Origin of the sequence: Collinsella sp. CLA-ER-H3 (assembly GCF_040092425.1) — a bacterium.
Classification (GTDB): domain Bacteria; phylum Actinomycetota; class Coriobacteriia; order Coriobacteriales; family Coriobacteriaceae; genus Collinsella.
This window is the reverse complement of sequence record NZ_JBBNLP010000006.1, coordinates 35818-60552: the sequence shown is the minus strand read 5'-3', so window position 1 is coordinate 60552 and position 24735 is coordinate 35818. Positions and strand designations below refer to the sequence as shown.

The 24735-nt window shown below is 57.9% G+C and carries 21 protein-coding genes and 6 tRNA genes; 3 read left to right on the top strand and 24 right to left on the bottom strand.

The window, feature by feature from the left end; all coding sequences use genetic code 11:
- Nucleotides 1-54 precede the first annotated feature (54 nt).
- Complete coding sequence (locus AAAX32_RS06260) at nt 55-435, top strand: transcriptional repressor (RefSeq protein ID WP_192919574.1); 381 nt, start codon at nt 55-57, stop codon at nt 433-435.
- 77 nt (nt 436-512) lie between these two features.
- Here AAAX32_RS06260 and AAAX32_RS06255 read toward each other — a convergent pair whose 3' ends face one another.
- The 3 genes from AAAX32_RS06255 to AAAX32_RS06245 all read right to left on the bottom strand — a co-directional run bounded on the left by AAAX32_RS06255 (nt 513) and on the right by AAAX32_RS06245 (nt 2404).
- Nucleotides 513-1310 (bottom strand): HAD family hydrolase, encoded by a 798-nt coding sequence (locus AAAX32_RS06255; protein WP_161115752.1) that lies wholly within the window; start codon nt 1308-1310, stop codon nt 513-515.
- A gap of 83 nt (nt 1311-1393) precedes the next feature.
- Nucleotides 1394-1972: a hypothetical protein gene (locus AAAX32_RS06250; protein WP_052044235.1), complete on the bottom strand. Its 579-nt coding sequence runs from the start codon at nt 1970-1972 to the stop codon at nt 1394-1396.
- A 3-nt stretch (nt 1973-1975) separates the two neighbouring features.
- A complete protein-coding gene (locus tag AAAX32_RS06245; protein WP_035138874.1) occupies nt 1976-2404 on the bottom strand; it encodes a peptidylprolyl isomerase in 429 nt (142 codons plus the stop codon).
- A gap of 120 nt (nt 2405-2524) precedes the next feature.
- Between AAAX32_RS06245 and AAAX32_RS06240 the strand changes: the two genes are divergently transcribed.
- Nucleotides 2525-3538 carry a membrane dipeptidase gene (locus AAAX32_RS06240; protein WP_349100303.1) on the top strand — a complete coding sequence of 338 codons (1014 nt, stop codon included), beginning with the start codon at nt 2525-2527 and terminating at the stop codon, nt 3536-3538.
- Nucleotides 3539-3612: 74 nt separating this feature from the next.
- Nucleotides 3613-4389 carry a SprT family zinc-dependent metalloprotease gene (locus AAAX32_RS06235; RefSeq protein WP_349100302.1) on the top strand — a complete coding sequence of 259 codons (777 nt, stop codon included), beginning with the start codon at nt 3613-3615 and terminating at the stop codon, nt 4387-4389.
- Between the two features lie 6 nt (nt 4390-4395).
- Here the strand turns inward: AAAX32_RS06235 and folB are convergent, their stop codons facing one another.
- From folB to gpmI, 21 genes are all read right to left on the bottom strand, one after another.
- A complete protein-coding gene (gene folB / locus AAAX32_RS06230; RefSeq protein ID WP_349100301.1) occupies nt 4396-4881 on the bottom strand; it encodes a dihydroneopterin aldolase in 486 nt (161 codons plus the stop codon).
- A 43-nt stretch (nt 4882-4924) separates the two neighbouring features.
- Entirely contained in the window at nt 4925-5506 is a 582-nt protein-coding gene (locus tag AAAX32_RS06225) for an HD domain-containing protein (protein ID WP_349100300.1), read from the bottom strand.
- 1 nt (nt 5507) lies between these two features.
- The gene (folE, locus tag AAAX32_RS06220) at nt 5508-6065 is read right to left on the bottom strand and encodes a GTP cyclohydrolase I FolE (RefSeq protein WP_349100299.1); all 558 of its coding nucleotides are present in this window, start codon (nt 6063-6065) and stop codon (nt 5508-5510) included.
- A 66-nt stretch (nt 6066-6131) separates the two neighbouring features.
- The gene (nrdG, locus tag AAAX32_RS06215; protein WP_152067922.1) at nt 6132-6713 is read right to left on the bottom strand and encodes an anaerobic ribonucleoside-triphosphate reductase activating protein; all 582 of its coding nucleotides are present in this window, start codon (nt 6711-6713) and stop codon (nt 6132-6134) included.
- Between the two features lie 427 nt (nt 6714-7140).
- On the bottom strand, nt 7141-9363 hold the full coding sequence (nrdD, locus tag AAAX32_RS06210; RefSeq protein ID WP_349100298.1) for an anaerobic ribonucleoside-triphosphate reductase: 2223 nt from the start codon (nt 9361-9363) through the stop codon (nt 7141-7143).
- A gap of 634 nt (nt 9364-9997) precedes the next feature.
- Nucleotides 9998-10072: transfer RNA gene (locus AAAX32_RS06205), tRNA-Val, on the bottom strand.
- A gap of 3 nt (nt 10073-10075) precedes the next feature.
- Nucleotides 10076-10151, bottom strand: a tRNA-Gly gene (locus tag AAAX32_RS06200).
- A gap of 141 nt (nt 10152-10292) precedes the next feature.
- A complete protein-coding gene (locus AAAX32_RS06195; RefSeq protein ID WP_349100297.1) occupies nt 10293-12026 on the bottom strand; it encodes a glycoside hydrolase family 13 protein in 1734 nt (577 codons plus the stop codon).
- A 177-nt stretch (nt 12027-12203) separates the two neighbouring features.
- A tRNA-Gly gene (locus tag AAAX32_RS06190) sits at nt 12204-12279 on the bottom strand.
- A gap of 43 nt (nt 12280-12322) precedes the next feature.
- Nucleotides 12323-12396, bottom strand: a tRNA-Cys gene (locus tag AAAX32_RS06185).
- A gap of 35 nt (nt 12397-12431) precedes the next feature.
- Nucleotides 12432-12507: transfer RNA gene (locus tag AAAX32_RS06180), tRNA-Gly, on the bottom strand.
- A gap of 105 nt (nt 12508-12612) precedes the next feature.
- Entirely contained in the window at nt 12613-13359 is a 747-nt protein-coding gene (locus AAAX32_RS06175) for an anti-sigma factor antagonist (protein WP_349100296.1), read from the bottom strand.
- Nucleotides 13360-13437: 78 nt separating this feature from the next.
- Entirely contained in the window at nt 13438-15783 is a 2346-nt protein-coding gene (locus tag AAAX32_RS06170; protein WP_349100295.1) for a SpoIIE family protein phosphatase, read from the bottom strand.
- Between the two features lie 59 nt (nt 15784-15842).
- Nucleotides 15843-15932: transfer RNA gene (locus AAAX32_RS06165), tRNA-Leu, on the bottom strand.
- Nucleotides 15933-16526: 594 nt separating this feature from the next.
- The gene (locus tag AAAX32_RS06160) at nt 16527-17555 is read right to left on the bottom strand and encodes a dipeptide ABC transporter ATP-binding protein (protein ID WP_022094888.1); all 1029 of its coding nucleotides are present in this window, start codon (nt 17553-17555) and stop codon (nt 16527-16529) included.
- Entirely contained in the window at nt 17555-18646 is a 1092-nt protein-coding gene (locus AAAX32_RS06155) for an ABC transporter ATP-binding protein (protein WP_022094887.1), read from the bottom strand. The genes AAAX32_RS06160 and AAAX32_RS06155 overlap by 1 nt, the downstream gene beginning before the upstream one ends.
- Before the next feature lie 2 nt (nt 18647-18648).
- On the bottom strand, nt 18649-19584 hold the full coding sequence (locus AAAX32_RS06150) for an ABC transporter permease (RefSeq protein ID WP_055310513.1): 936 nt from the start codon (nt 19582-19584) through the stop codon (nt 18649-18651).
- A 14-nt stretch (nt 19585-19598) separates the two neighbouring features.
- Nucleotides 19599-20636, bottom strand: coding sequence for an ABC transporter permease (locus AAAX32_RS06145; RefSeq protein ID WP_022094885.1), 1038 nt, complete (start codon nt 20634-20636; stop codon nt 19599-19601).
- A 156-nt stretch (nt 20637-20792) separates the two neighbouring features.
- Nucleotides 20793-22469 (bottom strand): ABC transporter substrate-binding protein, encoded by a 1677-nt coding sequence (locus AAAX32_RS06140; protein ID WP_196033307.1) that lies wholly within the window; start codon nt 22467-22469, stop codon nt 20793-20795.
- Between the two features lie 291 nt (nt 22470-22760).
- Complete coding sequence (gene secG, locus AAAX32_RS06135; RefSeq protein ID WP_006236144.1) at nt 22761-23015, bottom strand: preprotein translocase subunit SecG; 255 nt, start codon at nt 23013-23015, stop codon at nt 22761-22763.
- A gap of 164 nt (nt 23016-23179) precedes the next feature.
- The gene (gene gpmI, locus AAAX32_RS06130; RefSeq protein WP_055310511.1) at nt 23180-24733 is read right to left on the bottom strand and encodes a 2,3-bisphosphoglycerate-independent phosphoglycerate mutase; all 1554 of its coding nucleotides are present in this window, start codon (nt 24731-24733) and stop codon (nt 23180-23182) included.
- Nucleotides 24734-24735: the final 2 nt, after the last annotated feature.

The following is a 24735-nucleotide window of genomic DNA, read 5'->3' as shown; positions in this document are numbered from 1 at the left end:
TGCTAAATACGGTATCATTTACCTACGACCGTTGATAGAAAAGAGGCGAGGCGCATGGCGGTGCAAAGAAGGAATACCAGGCAGCGAAAGCTGGTTCTTGACGCCGTGCGCCAAAGCTATAACCATCCCACCGCCGACGAAATCTACAACGCCGTGCGCGCGCAGGATGACAAAATCAGCCGCGGTACGGTCTACCGCAATCTCAATCTCTTGGCCGACGCCGGCGAGATCCTCTCCATCAAGACGCCGGGCGGCAGCCGCTTCGATCGCACGATCGAGCCGCATGCGCATATCATCTGCACCTCGTGCAGCCGCGTCATCGACGTACCGCTCCCCTTCGATGCCCAGCTCGACGCCAAAGCGTCCGAGCAAATCGGCTGGCACGTCACGTCGCACTACACCATCTTCGAGGGTCTCTGCCCCGACTGCCGGTAGATGTTCGGGACATGCCTTAAAATCCACCTTTCCGCGCTTTGCAGCAAACAGTACATTTCTAGGCATGTCCCGAAAACCTACTCGGCGAGCAGGCGGTGCAGTTCTTCTTCGACCGTGTGCACGTAACGGACGCGATCGTTGATACCGCGCATGGTGGGGTTGCAGCTCTCCATCAGATAGGGATGGCCCACGACGTTGAGCATGTCGCGATCGTTCTCATTGTCGCCAAATGCCATCATCTCATCGGGCGAAATCCCCAGGACACGACCGTAATCGACAAGCGCGGAGCCCTTGCCCGAACCGAAACCGATAAGGTCCGTCCATGCGGTTCCTGACGTCATCACATCGACACGGTCGCCAAAGAGGCGCTCGAAATACTCCCGGGCCGCCGGATAATCCACCTCGGGCGTCTGGAAGCCAATCTTAATGACATCCTCGTCGATGTCCTCGGGACGGTCGACCACCGCCACATCGCAGTGGACCACATAGCGCAAATGGTCGACGAACGCATCGTTGCCGCTCATGGTGTAGATGTGCCCCTCACACGAAAGGGTCATGTCGGTATGGGGATACGCAACCACGGTATTCGCGATAACCATAGCAAGGCTACGCTCCATGGAACGCTTGACGACGGCACGCCCCTCGCTCATCACCAGGGTTCCGTTTTCGCATACATAGGCGAGCTCATCGGCCACCGGGGCAAACAGGTAGCGCAAGCTCGCATATTGACGGCCACTCGCCGGCATAAACACGATACCACGACGATGCAGCTCATCGATAAGCTCAAAGGCCTCGGAACGCAGCTCGCGCTCCCCCGGATGCAGCAACGTGCCGTCCAAATCGCATGCAATCAGTTTGATTCCCTCAAGACCCATATGCTTCCCCCAAAGCCTCATATCAACAGCAAGACGGACCTTGATCGGTCGCCCCTCAAAGCCCGTCTTGCGCATACGCGCGCTTAGCCGCGCGCCTTTTTTACGATGGTAAAGTCGGGAGCCATGCTCACGACGACCTCCGCCGCACTCGACGCAAAGCGCCGGTCCGCATCGAGTTCACGGGTAACCAGCGAGAGCCGAACACCCTCGACACCCCGGAGCATGCGGCCCAAAACAGGCTGCACCGGCGTATACATGCGCACAGTATGCTCGTCCGAGTCGCCCCGGAAGAGCGGCGCATGCATGTTGCCGATCTCCCAGCACGAATGCGCGAGCGCAATCGGGTCCATGCGGTCAACTTCGACCAAATAAACCTCGGCGCTGCGCAAGCGCACGACAACCGCCACGGGCACCATGCCCGAACGGTCAATGGCGAGCACGTCGCCGTCGGCAAGACGACCGCCGTCGGCAGTATCCAGCCGAACATCGACCGTGCGCCCCAGCTCCGTCACGCCCACAAACGCGTATACATCAGCCTGGTCCCAATCGAGCAGCAGATCGTCAACTTCAAAGACGCCGCCCAACTTCCGGCGAAGCAGGAGTTCATAGGACGGATCGTTGAGATTTCCCAAGCATGTCGTCGAAACCAAGCGTTCAGGCATACTCTAACCCTCGACCTCGACGAGCTCGATATCAAAGTTGAGGTCCTTACCGGCCAGCTCGTGGTTGGCGTCGAGCGTCACGGCCTCGGGCGTTACATCGATGACCACGGCGGGGACGGGCATACCGCTCGGCGTGGACAAGAAGAGCTTCATGCCCTTCTCAATCTGCTCGATGTTGGGAACCTGTTCGGCCGGGAAGGTCAGAACCATCTCGGGATTGTGCTCGCCGTAGGCATCGGCAGCAGGAATGTGCACGGTCTTCTTCTCACCCACCTGCATGTCGACAACAGCGGCGTCGAAGCCCTTGATCATCTGGCCGGCGCCGCAGGTGAACTCCAGCGGCTCACCGCGATCGTAGGAGCTATCGAACTGCGTGCCGTCGTCGAGCGTGCCGCGATAATGAGTCTTGACCTTCTTGCCCTGGTTGGACATGGAAACCTCCGTGATAAGGGCGGCGCACAACACGGGCCGCCATGAACATATGGCGCTAACTATACCCTAGTCATACAATTTGAAGACAGTTTGCAAAGAAACGCTGCAACCGGAGGAACCATGGCATATCCCGTATTTGACCTACACTGCGACACCGCCGACCGAATCGGCTGGGCCACGCTCGATCTCGACCTGCGCTTTACCGCCGGCACCGACGGTTATTTCCCCGGCGACGAAACGCATCCGCAAGATTTCGACCTCATCGAGAGTAACGCCTGTGCCATCTCGCTCGCAAAGATCGGCAACACGCCGTGGGCACAGTGCTTCGCCACGTTTGTCCCCGACGAGATTCCCACCGCCCACGCCGCGCGCTTCCAGGCGCAGATCATGGCGCATATGAGCGGCCAGGCAATGCTCAACCACGACCGTATGGTCAACGTGCGCAGCGCCGCAGACATTCGCCCCGCGCTCAAGGACGGCAAGGTCGCTTGCATCCACACCATCGAAAACGCCACGTTCTTTGCCGAGGACCCCGCGCTGATCGAAGTGCTCAAGAGCTTGGGCGTGCTTATGTCGTCACTCAGCTGGAATGCGCAGGGGCCGCTCGCGAGCGGCCACGACACCCACGCCGGCCTCACCGGCGCCGGCATCGAGGCACTTACGCAGATGGAGCACGCCGGCATGGTACTCGACGTCTCCCACCTCAACGATGAGTGCTTTGACGAGGTTGTCGCCCACGCCACGCGTCCCTTCGTCGCCAGCCACTCCAACTCCCGTGCGGTTTGCGGCGTCAAACGCAACCTTACCGACGACCAGTTCCGCACCATTCGCGACATGGGCGGTATCGTCGGCCTCAACTACTGCAGCGAGTTCCTTTCCAACGACGCAACCGACAAGACCGCCGCAGACGTCACCTTCGACCAGCTAGCGGCACATATCGAGCACTGGCTCGACCTGGGCGGCGAGGACGTCATCGCACTCGGCGGCGACTGGGACGGTGCCACGGTGCCCGCTTTCCTCTCCGATGCCAGCAAGATGCCCGAGTTCCAGAACATGCTTTCCAAGCATTTTGGCAAGACCGTGATGCAAAAGCTCTGCAGCGACAACGCGCTTGCCTTCTTTGAGCGTTATTAATTTCACATCCCTTGAGCAGGTCGGCATGCCGAACGGTTGACATGCCGGCCCGTCCCCAATCTGAAGGACCGCTTTTGACGCAGCAGTTTACGATTTCCGTATCCCGACCGCATGGGACGCCCATCCCCGTCGTCGTTACCAAAAAGCGCGTCAAGAACTTCAACCTACGCGTCACATCGAGCGGTGAGGTCCACGCCAGCGCACCGCTCGGCGCCAGTCGCGAGCGCATCGAAGCGTTTGTGAAGCGCAACAGCGCCTGGATTATCAGCCGGCTTGCCCAGCGCGAGCAACGTCAGGCGACGGCACGAGAGCCGCTCAGCCCCTCGTCCATCATTGCGCTTTGGGGCAAGCCCATCACGGTACAGGACGCACTCGATCACAACTTTGCATCACCCGCACCGCGGCCCAAGCAGGCCACCTTCGCAAGTTTTATGGGTACCGACGAATCGAACGAAGGCCCACAGGCCAAGCGGCGCGCAATCCTCGACGGTCTAACGTCCGATGAGCTCCAAGCCCACATCGACCAGCTCTATGCATCCGAGGTCACATCGGCGCTGCGCGATATTGTGCACGCATACGAAATCGCAATGGGTGTCGTCGTTTCCCGCGTTTCCGTGCGCAGCATGAAAACGCGCTGGGGCTCGTGCACGCCCAAAACCGGCGCCATTCGCATCGCACGCGAGCTTGCCGCCTACCCCGTCGAATGCCTCGACATGGTTGTCGCCCACGAACTCGTCCACTTGCTCGAGCCAAGCCACAATCAGCGGTTCCACGCCCTGCTCGACACGTACTGTCCCAACAATAGAGCTCTGTCGCAGCGACTCAAAAAACCGCCCGCCAACGAGCTCTAGCGGCGGCTAGCGCACGCGCTCGATCTCGACGCCGCAGCTTGCCAGGGGAAGACCGACGGGCGCCCAAGGCTTATCGAGCTTAACACGCACGCCAAGCAGCAAGGGGTAACGACGTAGCAGCATCTGGGCCACACCCTCGGCTGCAGCCTCGATGAGCTTAAACGTATGCTCGCGCAGATAGCCATCGACATCGTGGCACACCGAGCCGTAATCAATCGAGGCATCCAGGTTGTCGTGCTCCCCTGCCGCGCGCAGGTCGGCATAGAGCACCAAAGACACGACAAACTTCTGCCCCAGGGTGTTCTCCTCGGGATACACGCCGTGGTTGGCAAAGACCTCGAGACCGTCGATAGTAATGCGGTCGGCATGGCGCAGGTCGTCATAGCTCACATGAGGCACTGCCGTTGCGGCGGAAATCTCGCCCCTGCCACGACGGGCGAGCTCGGCACCCTCGGTCTTGGTTGCATTCTCAGGTAGCTTTTTGTTAGTCATCGCGATCGTCTCCTTCGTTCAGAACCCCGACCGCGCATACCGACTACACGCGAATCGACAGGTTCTTTTTATCATCGCTCCAGTTGCAGGCATTGCGCGCGGGGCATGCAAAGCAGGCGCGCGACGCTTTGTCGGCTGCATAGAGCAGACGCTCAAGCGGCTGGCTGTTCACGCGCAGCTTTCGATGGCCCAGAATGGCCGTCTTAATGGCTGCGGCATCTGCCGGCTCAAACGCCACGTCATCGGGCATGCCGCCGAGAATCGCATCGGCGACGCGTTCGCTTGCAACATCATGGGATATACCCGATTCATACTGTTCATCTTTGCCGATATCGTGAAGAAGCGCCGTGGCATAGATGACCTCGCGGTCAAATTCGAGCTCTTCCTCGAGATTCTTAATCCACATAATGCGCGCGACATCCAGCAGATGGTCGATACCGTGGCGGCAAAAGATGCGCCCCGATTCCAGCTGCGCAATGTTGCCCAGATGCCGCCGGAACAGCCGGTTGGCACAGATGTAATCGATACGAGGCATGACGCCAAAAGGCGCCAGGCCCGAAGCCATAAAGCCGCGACGCGGCGTCCCCTCATCAGTCTTCGATGTAAAGTCGTTGACGACCCTCATGTTAGCGGCCCAGCATCCTAAAGAATCGCTCCTCGAGCGACGGATCGGTCTCAAAGACGCCGCGACGAGCAAGCGTCACGGTCTTGGCACCGGGCTTTTGCACGCCACGCATGGTCATGCACATATGCTCGGCTTCCATCAGTACGATCGCTCCTTGGGGAGCAAGATATTCCATGAGGGCATCGGCAACCTGTGCACACAGCTGCTCCTGCAGCTGCAGACGACGAGCATAGACCTCAACCGTGCGAGCGAGCTTAGAGAGTCCGGCAACGCGACCGTTAGGGATATAGCCGATCGCAGCCTTGCCGTAAAATGGCAGCAGATGGTGCTCGCACAGCGAGTAAAACGTGATATCGCGCTCGATAACCAAATCGTTCGAAGCGACGGCAAAAGTTTTGGACAGGTGCTCTTCGGCGCTCTGGTCCATGCCGCCGGCAATCTCGCCATACATACGGGCGACGCGTGCCGGCGTCTCCAGCAGGCCCTCACGAGTTGGGTCCTCGCCTATACCCTCAAGCAACAGCCTTATGGCGGCCTCGACTTTTTCCTGATCGACCATCTGGGCCTCACTCTTCCGATTTTGCGTTCGCGCTATGGTACCACGCCCTCCGGCATCGGCCACAAGCTACATAGTATGGGTCGAATAGACCGGATCGTCTCGCCACAGCTCCACAGCATCGCAAAGCGCAACGCCCTCGCGCACAGCACGGGCGCGCGTGGCGTTCATATCAATCACGCGCTGATTGCTCGAGCCCCTAAAACGCAATGAGATATCGTACAGATCCTGAACAAACGGGCCATCCACCAACATATCGAGGCAGGCAAGGATACGGTCCGTCGCCTCGGTATGGTGACGACCACCCGGCATAAGCTCCTCGAGCACGTCGCCGGTAAAGCACCAAATGGTCTTGCCCGACCCCGCGGGATAGGCCGCACGCACGCGTTCGATAAAGTCAACAAGCCCCGCCTGATTCTCGGGCTCCATAGGCTCGCCGCCCAGAATCGTCAGGCCATCGATAAAGGGATGGTCGAGGCTCTCGATAATCTTGTCCTCGACGGCACAATCGAACGGCTCACCCGCAGCAAAGTCCCACGCGACAGAGTTAAAGCAGTTCTTGCACCCACGACGGCACCCGCTCACAAACAGAGAAGTACGAACGCCTTCCCCATCAGCAATGTCGAAATACTTAATGTTCGCGTAATTCATAGGTAACTCTCCCGGGAGGCCGGGACATATCATCCCGTCCTCAAACATTCTCGGCCTTCGGCCTGCGAAACTGCGGGCGGGACGATATGTCCCGGCCTCATGCAAAGGGTAACTCAATGAACGAAGCGAACATCGAGTATAGGGTTCGAGGTCCAATAAAAACCTTGTTGCAACTCAACCGCCATCGCAAGCAAAGCGTTGTTGCAAGTCAACTCATTTCCGCTTAGAACTTCGAGGAGTGAGCAGACCGCATGCCGTATCTCAGCTACGTCAACTTGGCTGAGCCGAGAGGGACGCTTGGGCTTTTGCTCGATATGAGTTCCGCACGCAAAGAAGGCCACTCAATGTGGCCTTCGTCTTGCGCAGGACTGTCCGAAATAGCGAGCAAATGCCCAAGCGGCCCTCCCGGCTCAGCCCCGGAGCGGTATTAGAGATGCAGCACGCGGTCGCGGATCTCCTCGGTTCGGCCCTGGTTCCAGAACTGGGTACCGATGTAGCCGCACGTGCGACGGGCAACATTCATCTTCTCCTGATCGCGGTTGCCGCAGTTGGGGCACTCCCACACCAGTTTGCCATCATCCTCGACAATCTTAATCTCGCCATCGTAGCCGCACACCTGGCAGTAGTCGCTCTTAGTGTTGAGCTCGGCGTACATGATGTTGTCGTAGATGTACTGCATCACGCGAATGACAGCTTTAAGGTTGTCCTGCATGTTGGGAACCTCGATGTAGGAAATGGCACCGCCCGGCGAAAGCTGCTGGAACATGCCCTCAAACTTAAGCTTGTCGAAGGCATCGATCTCCTCGGACACGTGGACGTGATAGCTGTTAGTAATGTAGCCCTTGTCCGTCACGCCCGGAATAATGCCAAAACGACGCTGCAGGCACTTGGCGAACTTGTAGGTCGTCGACTCAAGCGGGGTGCCGTACAGCGAGAAGTCGATATCGCTTTCGGCCTTCCACTCCGCACACTTGTCGTTCATGTGCTGCATGACGGCCATGGCAAACGGCGTGCCTTCCTTCTCGGTGTGGCTGTGGCCCGTCATGTACTTGACGCACTCATACAGACCGGCATACCCCAGGCTGATGGTGGAATAGCCGCCCACGAGCAGTTTGTCGATCGTCTCGCCCTTCTTAAGGCGCGCCAGGGCGCCGTACTGCCAAAGGATCGGCGCGGCGTCAGAAAGCGTTCCCATCAGGCGCTCATGACGGCACAGCAGGGCACGATGGCACAGCTCAAGGCGCTCGTCGAAGATCTTCCAGAACTTGTCCATGTCCTGATGCGAGCTCAGCGCGACATCGGGCAGGTTGATGGTCACAACACCCTGGTTAAAGCGGCCATAGTACTTAGGTTTGGTCGGGTCATAGTTCAGCGCGTTGGCGACATTGTTAAAGCCGTTGCCCGAACGGTCGGGCGTCAGGAAGCTGCGGCAACCCATGCAGGTGTAGCAATCGCCATTGCCGGCGGTCTCACCCTTAGACAGCTTGAGCTCACGCATCTTCTTCTCGGAGATGTAGTCGGGCACCATGCGCTTGGCGGTGCACTTGGCAGCCAGCTGGGTCAGGTAGAAGTACGGGGAATTCTCGTGAACGTTATCGTCCTCGAGCACATAGATAAGCTTGGGGAATGCCGGGGTAATCCACACGCCGGCCTCGTTCTTAACGCCCTCGTAGCGCTGGCGAAGCGTCTCCTCCACGATCATGGCAAGGTCGTGCTTCTCCTGAGGCGTACGGGCCTCGTTAAGATACATAAAGACCGTCACGAACGGCGCCTGGCCATTCGTGGTCATAAGGGTCACGACCTGATACTGAATCGTCTGGACGCCGCGACGGATCTCATCACGCAGACGGTCCTCAACGACCTCACGGACCTTCTCGGCAGACGCAGAGACGCCAAGCTCCTCGAGCTCGCGGGCAACCTCGCCACGAATCTTCTGACGGCTCACCTCGACGAACGGGGCAAGATGGGTCAGCGAAATCGACTGGCCACCATACTGGGAGGAAGCAACCTGGGCGATGATCTGCGTCGCGATGTTGCAGGCGGTCGAGAAGCTGTGCGGCTTCTCAATCAGCGTACCCGAGATAACAGTACCGTTCTGGAGCATATCCTCCAGGTTCACCAGGTCGCAGTTATGCATGTGCTGGGCAAAGTAGTCCGAATCATGGAAGTGGATCAGACCCTCATTGTGAGCATCCACAATCTCCTGGGGCAGCAGCACACGCTGGGTCAGGTCCTTGGAGATCTCGCCGGCCATGTAGTCACGCTGAACGGAATTGACGGTCGGGTTCTTGTTGGAGTTCTCCTGCTTGACCTCTTCGTTGTTGCACTCAATCAGCGACAGAATCTTGTCGTCGGTCGTGTTCTTCTGGCGCTTCAGGCTCTGAACATAGCGATAGATGATGTAATGGCGAGCGACCTCGTAGCAGTCGAGACGCATGATCTCGTCCTCGACCAGATCCTGAATCTCCTCGACCGACACGGTGTGGCCCGCGTTCTCGCATGCCTCGGCGACGTTTTGTGCCGCGTAAACCACCTGGCGGTCGGTAAGACGAGAGCTCTCCTCGACCTCCAAGTTTGCGGCGCGGATGGCATTGACGATCTTATCGATGTCAAAGACAACCTCGGTGCCGCTGCGCTTGATGATCTTCATCCTCTTGCCTCTTTCGTATCGTAGCCTCATCGCGCTTCAGAGCCAAACGATACCTGGCAGGGCTTGTCCCTGTCTTGCGGCGCCGTCGCGCAATCTGTGTTCTCGATAAACCATAAGCCTCCATGCGGACATTCCCTGGAGCCGATCAAGCGGCTCAAGGACACGTTCAAAAGAGGCAGTTAAGGTCTTCGTTCTCTGTCCGCCATCTATCATACGACAAAGAGGCATCTATATCCTGTATTCTTTTTTTAGGTCAAACACAACATATAGTGTTTCAGCAGGTCAAAGCAATTAGTCATTTTGCAGACGCATTAAAAATGAGGGGTTCTTGGCAAGTCGGTAAAACGCTACCAACACGGCTACCTGCATGGCAGTTATAAAACCCCCTTAGTCAAGCCGCTGACAAATCCTACCAAAATCAAGTCGCTCACGCCAAAAGAATCCAAAAGATTATGCTTGACCAACATGTTGCGGTCACGATCGGCCAGGACGTATGCAATCTGCCGGCACCTCTACGGGATGCGAAGACCATCGCGTACAGACCTTGGATCAATATTTGGTGGCTTATATTGGCGGCGTGCTTGGTGGCAAAACAAAACAGCCCAGAGGATATAGCCTCTGGGCTGCGAACATTTGGTGGGCGTTAGAAGATTTGAACTTCTGACCTCTTCCGTGTCAGGGAAGCGCTCTCCCCCTGAGCTAAACGCCCAAATGGAGCGGACAACGGGGCTCGAACCCGCGACCCCAACCTTGGCAAGGTTGTGCTCTACCAACTGAGCCATGTCCGCTTACGAGGATTAATCTTACGTGATGCCTGCATCCTATGCAAGAACTTTTTTTGAAAAGTTTTGCGACGCCCTCGCGAACCTCTCGAAGACATCAGCCACCACGGAAGACGCAGGCAAACGCAAACTCGCCGCAAGAGGCCTTTACATCTCACCGAGCATGATCCAGGCAGAGCTGTCCTGCGCGAGCCTACCGTCTACAAGCGGTGATGAGGTGAGCAGGACCCTACCCGCCGGCAGCTCCACGGGTGCTGCGCCGAAGTTCGTCACACACGCCCAGCCGTTGTCGCGGCGATAGGCGATGACGCCGCCCTCAGCGCCCTCGGCACCATCCGCAAAGCCAGTGCGCCCGTCAAGATCGAGCCACGCAAGATCGTTGGCGCACCCGCGCAGCTTGCGCCGCAGCCAGAGGGCGTCGCGATAGAGCGCAAGCATCGATGTCGGGTCCGCTTCTTCCCTATCGGCAGCGTAATCGGAAAACCATGCAGGCTGCGGCAGATGGGGCGCCGCATCGGCGTCCGCCGGTGAAAACCCAAACGATCCGCCCTGCACGGGATCGTCCGCTGCCACCCACGGCAGGGGCACACGACAGCCGTCGCGCCCCTTCTCGCGCTTCGGTCCGTGCGTATTGGTCGCAGTGGGATCTTCGAGTGCAGCCCACGGGATGTCAGCCACCTCAAAAAGGCCGAGCTCCTCACCCTGATACACGTATGCCGAGCCCGGAAGCGCCAACTCAAGCAAAAGGGCCGCCCGTGCGCGGCGCTCGCCGAGTTCACGGTCCTCGTCATAAGACGACCCGTCGCGTAAGAGCCAGTCGAGCGCAATCTGATGGTAGCGCGTCGCCTTGATTTGCGGCAGGGCATAGCGTGTCGCCACGCGCGGCACGTCGTGGTTGGAGAGTACCCAGGTCGAGGCGGAATCGGATTCGATGGCCGCCTTCAAGCCCTTCTCGATTGCAGCGTGCATGTCATCATAGGTCCAAGTGGCCTTGGCAAACTCAAAGTTGAATGTCTGGCCAAGCTCGCTGGGGCGCGCGTAGAGATACTGGCGCTCGGGCAGCACCCACGCCTCGGCAACGGCGCTGCGCGGCGGATTATAGCGGTCGAACACGCGGCGCCACTCGCGATAGATCTCGTGGACCTCGTTGCGATCCCACAGCGGATGAGTGCCGTCGTCAACCATGTCATCGCCCTCGGCGAGATGCCACCGGTCGAGGTCATCGCGGTCGAGATCCTTGGCGAGACCGTGCGCCACATCGATGCGAAAGCCATCGACGCCCCGATCGCTCCAAAACGCCAGGACGTCGCAAAAGAACGCGTGAACCTCGGGGCATGACCAGTCAAAGTCCGGCTGCTCGGGCGTAAACATGTGCAGATACCACTGACCGTCCGCAACACGCGTCCAGGCGGGGCCGCCAAAGTTGGCATTCCAATTGGTGGGAGGCAGCTCACCATGCTCGCCGCGACCATCGCGGAAGATATAACGGGCGCGCTCGGGCGATCCGGGGCCGGCGGCAAGAGCAGCTTTGAACCAGGGGTGTTGGTTGGATGAATGGTTGGGCACGATGTCGACGATGACCTTGATGCCGCGCGCGTGAGCCGCAGCGATCATGTCATCGAAGTCGTCAAGCGAGCCGAGACGTGGGTCGACATCGCAGTAGTCCGCCACATCATAGCCGCCATCGACAAGAGGCGATGGGTAAAACGGGCTCAGCCAGATGGCCTCGATACCCAGCCGCTCAAGATAGTCCATCTGCTGGGTAATGCCCGCGATATCGCCCAGACCCGAACCAGTCGAATCCTTAAACGAGCGCGGGTAGATCTGATAGATCGCGGCATCGGACATCCATGAGCGCGAAGAGGACTTTTCTGTGGCCATGGGATGTGTCTCCCTTGCAACGAGGTTTTGCGAGATACCCACGATGATACGCCCAAAGCTGACATTCGCGGCAAACAACGCCACAGCCACGCCCCAAAACGCTCGCTCCCTCTCGGGTTCGAGCCCAGGCGACGGATACAAAAAGCCCGGCTACCGTAGTAGTCGGGCTGTTACGCTTGGAGCGGACAACGGGGCTCGAACCCGCGACCCCAACCTTGGCAAGGTTGTGCTCTACCAACTGAGCCATGTCCGCATATGTAAAACAAAAACGGGCGCCGGAGCGCCCGGATGTTGCCTGGAGGCGAAGCCCGGATTCGAACCGGGGGTAAAGGCTTTGCAGGCCTCTGCCTTACCACTTGGCCACTTCGCCGAAAAAGGACCGCTAAGAACGGTCCGGAAATGCAATGGAGCGGACAACGGGGCTCGAACCCGCGACCCCAACCTTGGCAAGGTTGTGCTCTACCAACTGAGCCATGTCCGCTTGCGGGTTATTAATTTACGCGAGTTATCCAAAAGACGCAAGTACTTTTTTCAAAAAAGTTGCTCAAAGCAAGTTCACGCAGGGAAATCATGTCAACCCAAGGCGCTAAGCACACGATTCCAGTGCTCCGCTAAACAGCTTCACCATCTGCACGCGCGTGCCGGTGCCGTCTGTGCGACGAGCAACCTCCACGTTATCGACGAGCATACGCATAAGCTTGATACCACGGCCACGTTCCTCAGATGCGACCGGTTCGCTCGCCCCATCGATAGAATAGCCGGCACCCCGATCAAGCACCTCAACCACAACGCGATCGCCATAGGCCTGAACCGTCAGGACGCACCCGATACCGCCCGCATGGTCATAGGCATTACCCAGCGCCTCCCCCGACGCCAACGCGACATCGTAGCGCTCGTCGCGGCGCAACGGAAGCGATTCAAGGAGTTCGGCGATACGATGTCGATAGTATGGAAGATTCTCGATACCCTGTCGGACCTCGACGCTCTTACTCCAGCGAGGCAGCTCCCCCACCGGAATGGCGGGAATAGACTCCCGTGCCGAACCCGCGACATGAAGGATATCGACAAGACGAGCAATCTCCAAAAAGCGAACAACTTCACCTGATGCATTGACGAGCGAAAGCAGACCTTCTCGCCTCATAAGCTCACGAGCACGCGTAAGCAGGAATGCCAAGCCCGTCGAATCGATAAAACTAACAGCCTGACAGTTGATGACAACACGACGCACGCCGCGGCCAATCAAAGCATCCAACCGCCGACGCAGCGCAGGCACCGTGGCGATGTCGATATCGCCTGGTGGCGTCAAAACCGCTATGTCATTCCACTCATTCATACGACCATGGTTCCCCAAAAAAGCCCACTCGATGCATTCGTTTCCCCAACCGTGCGGATTCAGCCCGTTCAGCGCCGTCTATGAACGACCCCGTAAAAACTCAAGGGACACCAATGCAATGTCATCGTCCAGCGCCGATTCGGTAAATCGGTCAAGCTCGCCCAAGACCTTGCCGCAAATGCCCGACACGCCCTCCCCCGAAACAGAAAGCAGAAGATCGCGCAAGCGCTGCTCGCCAAAGAACGCTCCGGTGCGGTCGCGGGCCTCAATCGTTCCATCCGTATACATGAAGAGCATGTCGCCGGGGGCGAACGTAAACACGCCTGTCTCGTACACCATACTCTCAAAGGCACCGATTACACCCGATTGGCATCCAAGTAGCTCGACCTCTCCCCCACGAGCCTCGCCGCCACCCAGTGGCATCGACTCTGGCCTGATGACCATGGTCGGAGGATGGCCCGCCGAACAATACGTTGCGCGTCCGGCTTTCAGGTCAATCTTGGCGATAAAGGCTGTCACGAACGTCTCGACCCTCGAAAAGCCCATGAGCATACTGTTAAGGGAGCGTGCCATGCGGGCCGGTCCAGCGCCCTCCCACGCATATGCCGTCAGAGCCGTCTTGACGAGCGCGGACATCGATGCGGCCTCAATGCCTTTGCCAGACACATCACCCAGAATCATGACGGCGCAGTCGTCGGGAAGACGGATGAGCGTATAGAAATCGCCGCCGACCAACGCCGAGTTCGTGGCCGACAGGTACACCGAATCGGTTGCGATACCCGGAACATCCCCCAGGGAATTTCTCATGCCGATCTGAAGGGTCTGAGCGATATGACGCTCCTCGCGCTTTTGAGATTCACCTTCGTAGATCAGTTCAAAGTCATGCGCCAAGTGCACCAAGTAGTCATATTCAAGGTCATCAATCGGCTCTTGGCTGCCATCACGAAGCAGTAGCGCGCGCGTCGTCGGGCTCTTCGCAACAGAAGCAGGAACAATTGCGTCGTTACTGTGCTTGCCATCACCCTTAGAGCGTGGTCGCCCCGCCTCGATGCCGGAGTCGACGTAGAGACCTTGACAAGGCAGACCATGCGCCCTAAGCCAGCCTCCCATAGGCATCGATTCGTCAACGCGAGTTATACGGACGTGTTTAAGGTCCTCGGCACTCGTACCGCCCAAAACAGATGCCTCAAAGCCATCAGGGCCAGCCCCCAGACGTGCCGCTGGCGCCGTCGTGGAAAAGAAAAGCTTCTCGGGATCGTCCGGCAAAGCAACGCGACTGCCGCCTTCAAAATCTATGACGTAGGAATCCAGACTGGCGTCATACTCAACAGGGCAAAAATGGCAGTTGAGCATATTGCAGATCTCGGACGATACCGCCTGGGTAGCCGCGACGGAATCGTCTAGAAAGGTAAACAACTCATCACGTAAGACATTGAGCGAGCGGCCAAGCTCGGCCGTGCGACGAGAGCGAAGACTCGATGCCATGCCGACCAGTTGGATAGACAAGTAATCGCAAATGACCTCGAGTACATTAACGTCATAGGCGAGCGGTGCCTGGGGGCGTTTCCAACCAACTTCCAGCACGCCAAGGATCTGCGTACCGTAAAAAACGGGAAGACAGATCTCGCTGCGGTACGGAGGCATATCCTGCATGCGCAACAGGTGCTTAGAACGATTGTCCAGGTCCATAAACATACCGGAGGCGGCCTTATCACCCTTAAGGTCCTGTTGAATCGACAAGCGACAGGCACGCGACTCACGAAGAACATACGTCGGAATGCCAGCGCCATACGGCAAAAACTCAGGCAGGTAGCTGTCGTACAGCTCCTTGGAAACACCGCGAAGTTTAAAACCGCCGCTCTCAGAAAAATAGATAGCAGCACCCGAAGCATCGAGCGTTCCTACAAGCTGGTTCAAAACGGTATCAAGTAGGCTGGGCAGCTCATCGGAGCCCACGGTACTCATAATGACCGAGAGCGTGCCAGAGAGGCGCTTGTTAGCCACTCTAAGCTCCGAAAGAGCACGCTTGAGCTGACGGTCGTGCGAATACTGTTCTTCGATGCTATGGAGCGCCACCAGGACACGTGGCGCGCGGCGCCCAAAGATGCGTGGAGGCGTTACGGAGCCCGCACGAACCAAGACGGGGATAAAGGAGCCGTCACTCAGCTTGAGCATCAGTTCGTTCTCGGAGCCATCAGTTTCAAATGGCAGACGATGTTCCGTCGCACGTTCAAAAGCGGACGAGTACAGGACGTCTTTAACATCTCCACCAATGACGTCGGCGCGTTCCTCGCGCATCAAACCAAGTAAGCGATTATTCACATGCAGAATGGTTCCGTCGAGCTCGCAGATGATGACAGCATCGCTCGTGATCTCGACTAGTTGGGCAACGTCTGCCCACTCGTTGCGTTCAAGCGTTTCCATCGTGGACCCCACCGTCTATCGGTAACAAAAAAGCCTCCGAAGAGGCTTCTCAAATGCGATGGTGTCGGAGGCGGGACTTGAACCCGCATGACCAAAAAGCGGTCACTAGCACCTCAAGCTAGCGCGTCTGCCAATTCCGCCACTCCGACATGCTATGTTGTTGATTCACGGTTCGTTTTGTCGGACCCGCGCGTTCAACGAGGAAGATAATAACCTATGATTCGAGAACTGTGCAAGCACTTTTTTCAAAAAAGTTTACGAATTTGTAAATTCGCTGGTAGATCTATATGTTCGGCCCCGAATCGGTGTTGCCTCCCGGCGCGTCCTCGGGCATGAGCGATATTTTGTTGCGCACTTCGTGCTGCAAAATATCGCTCCCCCTGCGGAATGCGCCGGGAGGCAACACCGATTCGGGGCCTGCAAATACATACTTCAGGCACAGTTCTCAAACATGTTCTGGGGGCTGATCTAAATTTGGTGGCTCGACTTTGCCGAGCCCTTATATAAGGAGGCCGGAGCCAAAGCTCCGGCCTCACTCAATTTCTCATCAGATTAAGTAAGCGATCAAGGAATCGCACTCCCCATGCCGAGTTACCGCAGGGCCCGCCCTGAAGTTACTTTTTCAGAACACTCCGCAGGACGCAAGAAACCCCCGCCGCACGAAGTGCGCAGCGGGGGTTTCTTGCATGTCCGAGGACGTTCTGAAAAGTAACTTCAGGGCGGGCCCGGACAATAACAACCGACTACAGGTCGATGTGCGATTCCTTGATCGGGAACGGCTCCGCGAAGTGGCAGGCGCAGCAGTGACCCGGTGCGACTTCCTTAAACTCGGGAAGCTTCTCAGAGCAGATGCCCTGCGCGATCGGGCAGCGAGTGTGAAAACGGCAACCGGTCGGCGGATCCAGCGGTGACGGCGGATCGCCAGCGAGGATGATGCGCTTGCGCGTCTTCTGGATATCAGGATCGGGCACCGGCACAGCAGACAGCAGCGACTGCGTGTACGGATGGTGAGGCTCACTGTAGAGCGTCTTCCAGTCCGAAACCTCGACCATCTTGCCCAGATACATAACGGCAACGCGATCGGAGATATGCTGCACGACAGACAGGTCGTGGGCGATAAACAAATATGCAGTACCGAACTTGTCCTGGAGTTCCTTGAGCAGGTTCAGAACCTGGGCCTGAATGGACACATCCAGAGCGGAAACCGGCTCGTCGCAGATAATCAGCTTGGGCTTCAGAGCGAACGCGCGGGCGATGCCGACACGCTGGCGCTGGCCGCCCGAGAATTCGTGCGGATAACGGTTGATGTGCTCGGGATTCAGACCGACGACGTCCAGCAGCTCGCGGACGCGCTCGATACGCTCCTCCTTGGTACCCACGCCATGAATGGTCATGGGCTCGGAGACGATCTCGCCGATGGTCATACGGGGATTGAGCGAAGCATAGGGATCCTGGAAGATGAACTGCATCTCGCGACGCATGTCCTTGATCTCATGCTTGCTCATCTCGGCAACATCTTTACCCTGGAAGAACACCTTACCGGCGGTCGGCTTGGTCAGGCGCATGATGGTGCGACCCGTCGTGGACTTACCGCAACCAGACTCACCAACCAGACCAAAGGTCTCGCCCGGATAAATCTCGAACGAAATGTCATTTACTGCAGAGACAACACGCTTGGAGAAGCGCTTGGCGAACATGCCGGACTCAGCGGGGAACTCCTTAGAGAGGTGCTCGACCTTCAGCAGCGGAGTACGCTCGTTGGTATCTGCCATTACGCCTCGCCTCCCTTCTTGGAATCCTTGCGCGTACGGGACGTCTCAGGAGCGTTCTTGAGGAACTCGGGGTCACCGGAGTAGTGGCACGCAGAGTAATGACCAGACTCGGTGACAACGCGCTCGGGGCGCTGCTTGCGGCACTTGTCCGTCGCATAGGGACAACGAGGCGAGAACACGCAGCCCTCAGGCAGGTTCATGAGCGAAGGCGGGTTGCCGTGAATCGGCGTAAGCGGCTTCTTCTCTTCGATGGCCTGCTCCGGGATGGAGCGGATAAGACCCCAGGTGTAGGGGTGGCGACTCTCGTAGAAGATTTCCTCAGCAGTACCGAACTCGACGGGACGGCCGGCGTACATAACCATGATCTTATCGGCCATATCGGCAACGACGCCCAGGTCATGGGTAATCATGATGATGGCGTTGCCGTTCTTCTCCTGCATTTCCTGCATGAGCTCGATAATCTGAGCCTGAATGGTAACGTCCAGAGCCGTCGTGGGCTCGTCGGCAATCAGGATATCGGGATCGCAGGCAAGAGCCATAGCGATCATGACACGCTGACGCATACCGCCGGAGAACTGGTGCGGATACTCATTGACGCGTTTCTCGGGCTCGGGGATACCCACGAGGTCCAAAAGCTCGGTAGCGCGCTTGAGCGCCTCCTGCTTGGAGTAGCCACGGTGCAGACGAAGGCCCTCGCCCACCTGCTTGCCGATCTTATAGACCGGGTTCAAGGAGGTCATAGGATCCTGGAAGATCATCGCGATGTCGTTTCCGCGAATGTGCTGCATCTCTTCCTCGGTCATCTCGAGGATAGAACGACCGCGATAGCGAACGTCGCCGCCCTCGATCTTTCCCGGAGGCATCGAGATGAGGCCCATGATGGTCATGGCGGTCACGGACTTACCGGAGCCGGACTCACCGACGACACCCAGGGTCTCGCCGCGATCGAGCGTGTAGGACACACCGTCGACAGCGCGAACGACACCATCCTCGGTATGGAAATACATCTTAAGGTCATCGACCTCGAGCAGATGCTGGCCCTCGGGAACCGGCTGGTCCTTCAGGTCCACATAGTTCTTGTTCTTCTTCATCCTTATGCGTCCTTCATCTTGACGTCGAGGGCGTCGCGCAGACCGTCACCCAGCAGGGTGAAGGCGAGCACCGTCGAGAGAATTGCCAGACCGGGCATGATCATCATCCAGGGAGCAGTCAGAAGATACTGCTGACCGTCCTGAATCATGGAGCCCCACGAAGGCGTAGGCGGAATAACGCCCATGCCGAGGAAGGACAGAGCGGACTCGGTCAGAATGGCGCCACCAATGTTCATGGTCGCGTAGACCACGATGGAGGCGACGGAGTTCGGGAAGATGTGACGCACTACGATACGAGCATCAGATGCACCCATCGCGCGCGCAGCGTCAACATAGTCGTTTTCTTTGACCGTCAAGATTGCAGAGCGGAAGACGCGCGCAATCGAAGGCCAGCCGAGAATACCGATGGCGATAAAGACGTTCTGAAGACCACGGCCGATAACGGCGATCATGGCGACAACGAACAGCACGTACGGGAACGCCAGGAAGATGTCCGCACAGCGCATGATGATCGTATCCCAGATCCCGCCGTAGAAACCGGCCAGAGCACCCATGACCAGACCGATCACCGTGGAGATCGCGGTGGCCATAATGCCGACGGACAGCGAAACGCGTGCACCGTAGATAACGCGGACGAGAATGTCGCGACCAAGGGCGTCGGTGCCAAACGGGTGCTCTGCACACGGAGCCAACAGCGACGTCTCGGCCATGGTGGTCGAGTCGGAAGCCGTCGGCGAACCGAGCCAGGGCTTAGCCCACAGATCTGCGGTCAGGGCAACCAAAACGACGATGATGATCCAGCAGACACCGATAACGGCGAGCTTGTTCTTGCGAAGACGCTTAAAAGCGTCACCCCACAGCGTGCGGGACTTGGCGGGAGCAGATGCGGCCTTGGTGGCGGTAGCCTGCTCCTGAGACTGAGAATCAGTTTCCTGCATGAGACGTACCTCCCTTAGGCCTTATCCGACGGACCGCCAAGGCGGATGCGCGGGTCGAGGAATGCATAGCTAATGTCGACGAGCAGGTTAATCACCATGACGACGACGACGATGAGCGTAACGCCGCCCATAACGATGGGCCAGTCACGCATGCTAATGGCGCGATAGACCTCATAGCCGATACCGGGCCAGTTAAAAACCGTCTCGGTCAGGATGGCGCCCGAAAGCATGCCACCAAAGTCGACACCAATATAGGTAACGACGGGGATGAGTGCATTCTTAAGCGCATGCTTGACGATGATCGCGCGATTGGAGAGACCCTTGGCCTTTGCCGTACGGATGTAATCCTGGTTCATGACGTCAAGCAGCTGCGAGCGCATAATGCGGGCGGCATAAGCGGTCGAAACCGAAGCCAGCGTAATGGTCGGAAGCACATAGTGCATCCAATCCTGATACTGAGAGCTGGAACCGCCGGCACCCGAGATCGGCATGGAGATTGCACCGCCCGTAGCGTCCTTGAGGATGACGCCAAAGAACAGCTGCAGCAACATACCGAGCCAGAAGGCCGGGACCGCAACGAGGATCGACGTGGTGAGCGTTACCAAAATATCCCAGAAGGAATAACGCTTTACCGCCGAAATGATACCCGCACCGATACCCATGATTGCCTCGAGCACGATGGCGCACGCGGCAAGTTTGACCGTATACGGATACTTCTGGGCAAAAATTTCCGTAACCGGCAGCTTGCGCTGATACGAATTGCCCAGATCGCCATGAAGCAGGCCGTTCATGTAATACAAGTAACGGTCCACGAGCGACGTTTGAACGGGGTCGCCGTTCTCGTCAAGGATCGCGTTGCCGTCCTCGTCCGACTGGACCAGGTGATAGCGGACGCGAAGCTGAAGCTCCACCTCGGGGGACAGAGCCTTGTCTCCACCGATCAGCTTGATCGGATCTCCCGGCACGATATTCTGAAGGGCGAACAGAATCAGCGTAACGCCCAAAAATACCGGGATGAACTGAAGCACACGTTTAACGATGTACTTACCCATACCACTCCCCTATCTAGGGATTAACCTAAATGGGATGCCGATCGCCAGACCGGCATCCCAAAATTACCATCAGCCAGTTTACCCCAGGTTAGGGAGAACTGTATGTTTCCCATGAGGTCTACGTAAATACTTGACCCTCACGGAAGCTGCAAACTCTTAGGCGAGCTCAGCGGTACCCAGCTCAGCGTGCTTCTGCGGATCGACATAGAGGTGCTTGATGCGATCGGAGCCGACGATGGTGTGCGTGTAGAACATCACCGGGATGACCGGGCAGTCGGCAGCGACCATAGCGTCGGCCTCCTGCATCTTAGCAACGCGCTCTTCGTCGTCAACCGTGGTGCGAGCCTCGTTGACCTTGGCGTCGAACTCGGGGTTGTTGTAACCGGAGCGGTTGTCGCCACCGAGGGAGTCGGAGTGGAACAGCGGATACAGGAAGTTGTCCATAATCGGGTAGTCGGCAATCCAACCCAGACGACCGAACTGATAGTTAAAGTTCTGGTACTGCTCGAGCAAAGCAGACCACTCAGGGGTATCGGAGACAGCGGTAACGCCAACCTTGGCGAGGTCACCGATGATGGACTCCATGATCTCCTTGTGGCCACCATCCTGGTTGTAGGAAAGGGTCACGTTAATGCCACGATCGCCGTTAGCGCCAGCGGGAGCAACCTTGTCCAGGTACTCGTTAGCCTTGTCGACGTCGTAGGCGCAGAACTCCCATGCGCCCTCCTTGTAGCCATCGATGCCCGGAGGAACAATGCCGTCGGCGGGGGTACGGGTACCCTTGAAGATAGTCTTGCAGATGGCCTCACGGTTGATGGCCAGGGAGATACCCCTGCGCAGGTCGGCGTTGTTAAACGGCTCGGCCGTGTTGTTGCAGGTCAGGTAGTAGGTGGAAGGCTCGGAGCCGAGCAGCATGCGCTCGCCGTCACCCATGGTGTAGCCGTCCTTGGACACGCCGCGATCCTTCTTGGCGGCGTCGATCTGAGCAACGGGAACGTCGCAGACATCGAGGTTACCGGCCTGGAACTCCTTGTAAGCGGTCTCCATGTCCTTGATGACCTGGAAGTGGATGCCATCGATCTTGGCCTTGTCGCCATAGTAATCGTCGAACTTCTTGAGGTTGATCTCCTGACCATCCTCCCACTTGCCGTCCATCATGAACGGGCCGTTACCGACCGGTGCAAGGTAGAAGCTCTTGGCATCGGACTCGGCGCACTCGGGAACCGGGGCCAGAGCCGGGTGAGAGGCGACGAAGGGGAAGTCGGCGTAAGCGGAAGACAGCTTGACGACGAGGGTCTCATCGTCGGGGCAGGTAACACCGCTGAGTTCAGTAGCGTTACCGGCAAGCAGATCGTCATAGCCCTCGACCATGGAAAGGTGATAGGAGACCTCGGAAGGGCCATACTCGGTAGCGATGGCCGACTTGGTGTTGACCAGACGCTCCCAACCGAGCTTGAAGGACTTGGAGGTAACGTCGTCACCGTTGTGGAACTTGGCCTTCTTGATCTTGAAGGTGAACTCGGTGGCGTCGTCGTTGGCCTCGAAGGACTCGCAAGCCAGCGGAACGATCTCGCCCTTCTCGGCGTCATAAGAGGTCAGAGCGTCAAAGAGCTGGTACTCGACCTGAGTGCCCTGGTCCTCCTGGACATTGTAGGGGTCGATGCAGACCGGGTTGTTGATGTAGAAGTTCAGCGTCGAACCGGACTCAGAACCGGAAGCGTCGCCGCCCTTCTTGCCGCATGCGGCAAGAAAAGCCATGGAGCTCGCAGCAAGGGTACCGCCGACAAAGGCGCGACGACCCATAACGGGCTGGTGGAACATAGAATCAGCCATGCCATCCTCCTTATGAGATAGGACAAAGTAAGTTCGGTCGGGCAACGTCAAGACAGCCCAATCGAACCATTCAAACGCGGTCCGCCGTTTTGGCTGGTTATACAAAGCGGACCAACGTATTGCAATACAGTAGCGCATTTTATGCACGATTTGGGGCTAATTCCGGTTAACGGTCGAGATTTTCTTTAGTTGGGCGAAGTATATGAGGATATTTTGACTCTGTTACAAATATGTAAACAAAAAGGGTCCCGCACTTGCGGGACCCTTTTCAAGTATTTATGCGGCTCGTGATTAGTAGCCCACGATGCCCTGCGGGAAGAAGAACATGCACAGCACGACGCACACGGCAAACACGACAGCCATGATGACGGTCAGGCGGTCAAGGTTCTGCTCCATAACGCCCGTGGCAGAGCTGGAGTTATACAGCGAGCTGGCAATCATATCCGAAACGCCGGTACCCTTACCGGAATGCATCAGGACGAGAATCGTCAGCGCCACGGCAGAAACAGCCCAAACGACAAACAGAAGAATCTGGAACGGACCCATAGATAAGCTCCTTAATAGAACAGTTCAAACTCCAGTACTGTACCACAATCCCCCGCTCTCCCCTACCTGCCACTCAAGGACGGGGTGGAAATGGCAGAAATACCAAAAAGGGGGTTGTCCGGTTGTGGACAACCCCCTTACTAGAAAACGGTATTTGTTTTCTCTTAGGCCTCGGTGGCGAGCACGCGGCCCGTCATCTCGGCGGAAGGCTCAATACCAGCCATGGTGAGCATGGTCGGAGCGATATCGGAAAGACGGCCGTCCTCGATACCGGTGAGCTTGGCCTTCTCATCAACGATGATGAACGGCACGCGGTTGGTGGTGTGAGCCGTAAACGGATGCTTGGAACCGTCGGAAGCAACGTCAAACATGTGATCGGCGTTGCCGTGGTCGGCGGTAATCAGTGCAAAGCCGCCCTTGGCGAGAATCGCCGGGACAACCTTGGACAGGGCATCGTCAACAGCCTCAACGGCCTTAACGGCAGCGTCGAAGACACCGGTGTGACCAACCATGTCGCAGTTCGCGAAGTTCACGATGTAGAAATCAGCGCGATCCTCGTTGATGGCGGCGACGAGCTTCTCGGTAACCTCGGGAGCGCTCATCTCGGGCTGCAGATCGTAGGTAGCAACCTTGGGGGAAGCGACGAGCACGCGCTCCTCGCCCTCCTTGGGCTCCTCGATGCCACCGTTGAGGAAGAACGTCACGTGGGCGTACTTCTCGGTCTCGGCAGTGTGCAGCTGCTTCAGGCCATTGGCGGCGATAACGTCGGCCAGGACGTTCTCGGGGAACGTCTTGGGGAAGGCGACCTCGACGTCAAACGTCGGATCATACTCGGTCATCGTCACAAAGTGCGAAAGCTTGATCTGCTCGCGCTCAAAGCCGTCGAACTCCTTGTCCGTGAACACGCGGGTCATCTGACGAGCGCGGTCGGGACGGAAGTTGAAGAAGATGGCCGCGTCGCCCTCGTGAATGCCCTCGTTGTGGGCAGCGAAGGGCTCGACGAACTCGTCGCCGCGCGGGTCCTTCTCGTAGTAGGCCTTGATACCGGCAACGGGGTCGGTATCAGCATCGGACGCGTTGACCATGACGTCGTAGGCGCGCTGGATGCGCTCCCAACGATTATCGCGGTCCATGGCCCAATAACGGCCCGAGACGGTGGCAACGCGAGCGTCGCAACCGGTCTCCTCGGAGATCTTAGCCAGGAAGGCGCAGAACTCACTCATGTAGCCGGCACCGGACTGCGGGTCAACGTCGCGGCCATCCATGAAGGCGTGGACGCGAACGGTCTTGACACCGTGCTCGGCAGCCATCTTGACCAGAGCCTCGACGTGGTTCATGTGGGAGTGAACGCCGCCAGGGCTCATAAGGCCCATGAGGTGGAGAGTCTTGCCGTCAGCCTTGACATCGTCCATGGCCTTGACGAAAACCTCGTTCTTGGCGATGGAGCCGTCCTTGATGGCATTGTTGATGCGCGAAAGCTCCTGGAACACGATGCGACCGGCACCGATGTTGAGGTGACCCACCTCGGAGTTGCCCATCTGGCCGTCGGGAAGGCCCACGTCCTCGCCCGAAGCACCGAGCGTGGTGTGAGGATACTTCTCGTACAGGCCATCAAGGAAGGGCGTCTTGGCAGCGGCGACGGCGTTCTCGCCATCAGCCGGAGCCAGGCCGCAGCCGTCCATGATAATCAGGAGTGCAGGAAGATGACGTTGTGCCATAT

What these genes read in the sequence shown, in the direction of transcription:
- AAAX32_RS06260 (WP_192919574.1), top strand. Translation starts at nt 55, where the DNA reads ATGGCGGTGCAAAGAAGGAATACCAGGCAGCGAAAGCTGGTTCTTGAC.
- AAAX32_RS06145 (WP_022094885.1), bottom strand. Translation starts at nt 20,636, where the DNA reads ATGGGTAAGTACATCGTTAAACGTGTGCTTCAGTTCATCCCGGTATTT.
- AAAX32_RS06150 (WP_055310513.1), bottom strand. Translation starts at nt 19,584, where the DNA reads ATGCAGGAAACTGATTCTCAGTCTCAGGAGCAGGCTACCGCCACCAAG.
- AAAX32_RS06155 (WP_022094887.1), bottom strand. Translation starts at nt 18,646, where the DNA reads ATGAAGAAGAACAAGAACTATGTGGACCTGAAGGACCAGCCGGTTCCC.
- secG (WP_006236144.1), bottom strand. Translation starts at nt 23,015, where the DNA reads ATGGGTCCGTTCCAGATTCTTCTGTTTGTCGTTTGGGCTGTTTCTGCC.
- AAAX32_RS06170 (WP_349100295.1), bottom strand. Translation starts at nt 15,783, where the DNA reads ATGGAAACGCTTGAACGCAACGAGTGGGCAGACGTTGCCCAACTAGTC.
- AAAX32_RS06240 (WP_349100303.1), top strand. Translation starts at nt 2,525, where the DNA reads ATGGCATATCCCGTATTTGACCTACACTGCGACACCGCCGACCGAATC.
- gpmI (WP_055310511.1), bottom strand. Translation starts at nt 24,733, where the DNA reads ATGGCACAACGTCATCTTCCTGCACTCCTGATTATCATGGACGGCTGC.
- AAAX32_RS06175 (WP_349100296.1), bottom strand. Translation starts at nt 13,359, where the DNA reads ATGAATGAGTGGAATGACATAGCGGTTTTGACGCCACCAGGCGATATC.
- AAAX32_RS06160 (WP_022094888.1), bottom strand. Translation starts at nt 17,555, where the DNA reads ATGGCAGATACCAACGAGCGTACTCCGCTGCTGAAGGTCGAGCACCTC.
- AAAX32_RS06245 (WP_035138874.1), bottom strand. Translation starts at nt 2,404, where the DNA reads ATGTCCAACCAGGGCAAGAAGGTCAAGACTCATTATCGCGGCACGCTC.
- nrdG (WP_152067922.1), bottom strand. Translation starts at nt 6,713, where the DNA reads ATGAATTACGCGAACATTAAGTATTTCGACATTGCTGATGGGGAAGGC.
- folB (WP_349100301.1), bottom strand. Translation starts at nt 4,881, where the DNA reads ATGACTAACAAAAAGCTACCTGAGAATGCAACCAAGACCGAGGGTGCC.
- AAAX32_RS06140 (WP_196033307.1), bottom strand. Translation starts at nt 22,469, where the DNA reads ATGGCTGATTCTATGTTCCACCAGCCCGTTATGGGTCGTCGCGCCTTT.
- nrdD (WP_349100298.1), bottom strand. Translation starts at nt 9,363, where the DNA reads ATGAAGATCATCAAGCGCAGCGGCACCGAGGTTGTCTTTGACATCGAT.
- AAAX32_RS06195 (WP_349100297.1), bottom strand. Translation starts at nt 12,026, where the DNA reads ATGGCCACAGAAAAGTCCTCTTCGCGCTCATGGATGTCCGATGCCGCG.
- AAAX32_RS06225 (WP_349100300.1), bottom strand. Translation starts at nt 5,506, where the DNA reads ATGAGGGTCGTCAACGACTTTACATCGAAGACTGATGAGGGGACGCCG.
- AAAX32_RS06255 (WP_161115752.1), bottom strand. Translation starts at nt 1,310, where the DNA reads ATGGGTCTTGAGGGAATCAAACTGATTGCATGCGATTTGGACGGCACG.
- AAAX32_RS06250 (WP_052044235.1), bottom strand. Translation starts at nt 1,972, where the DNA reads ATGCCTGAACGCTTGGTTTCGACGACATGCTTGGGAAATCTCAACGAT.
- folE (WP_349100299.1), bottom strand. Translation starts at nt 6,065, where the DNA reads ATGGTCGATCAGGAAAAAGTCGAGGCCGCCATAAGGCTGTTGCTTGAG.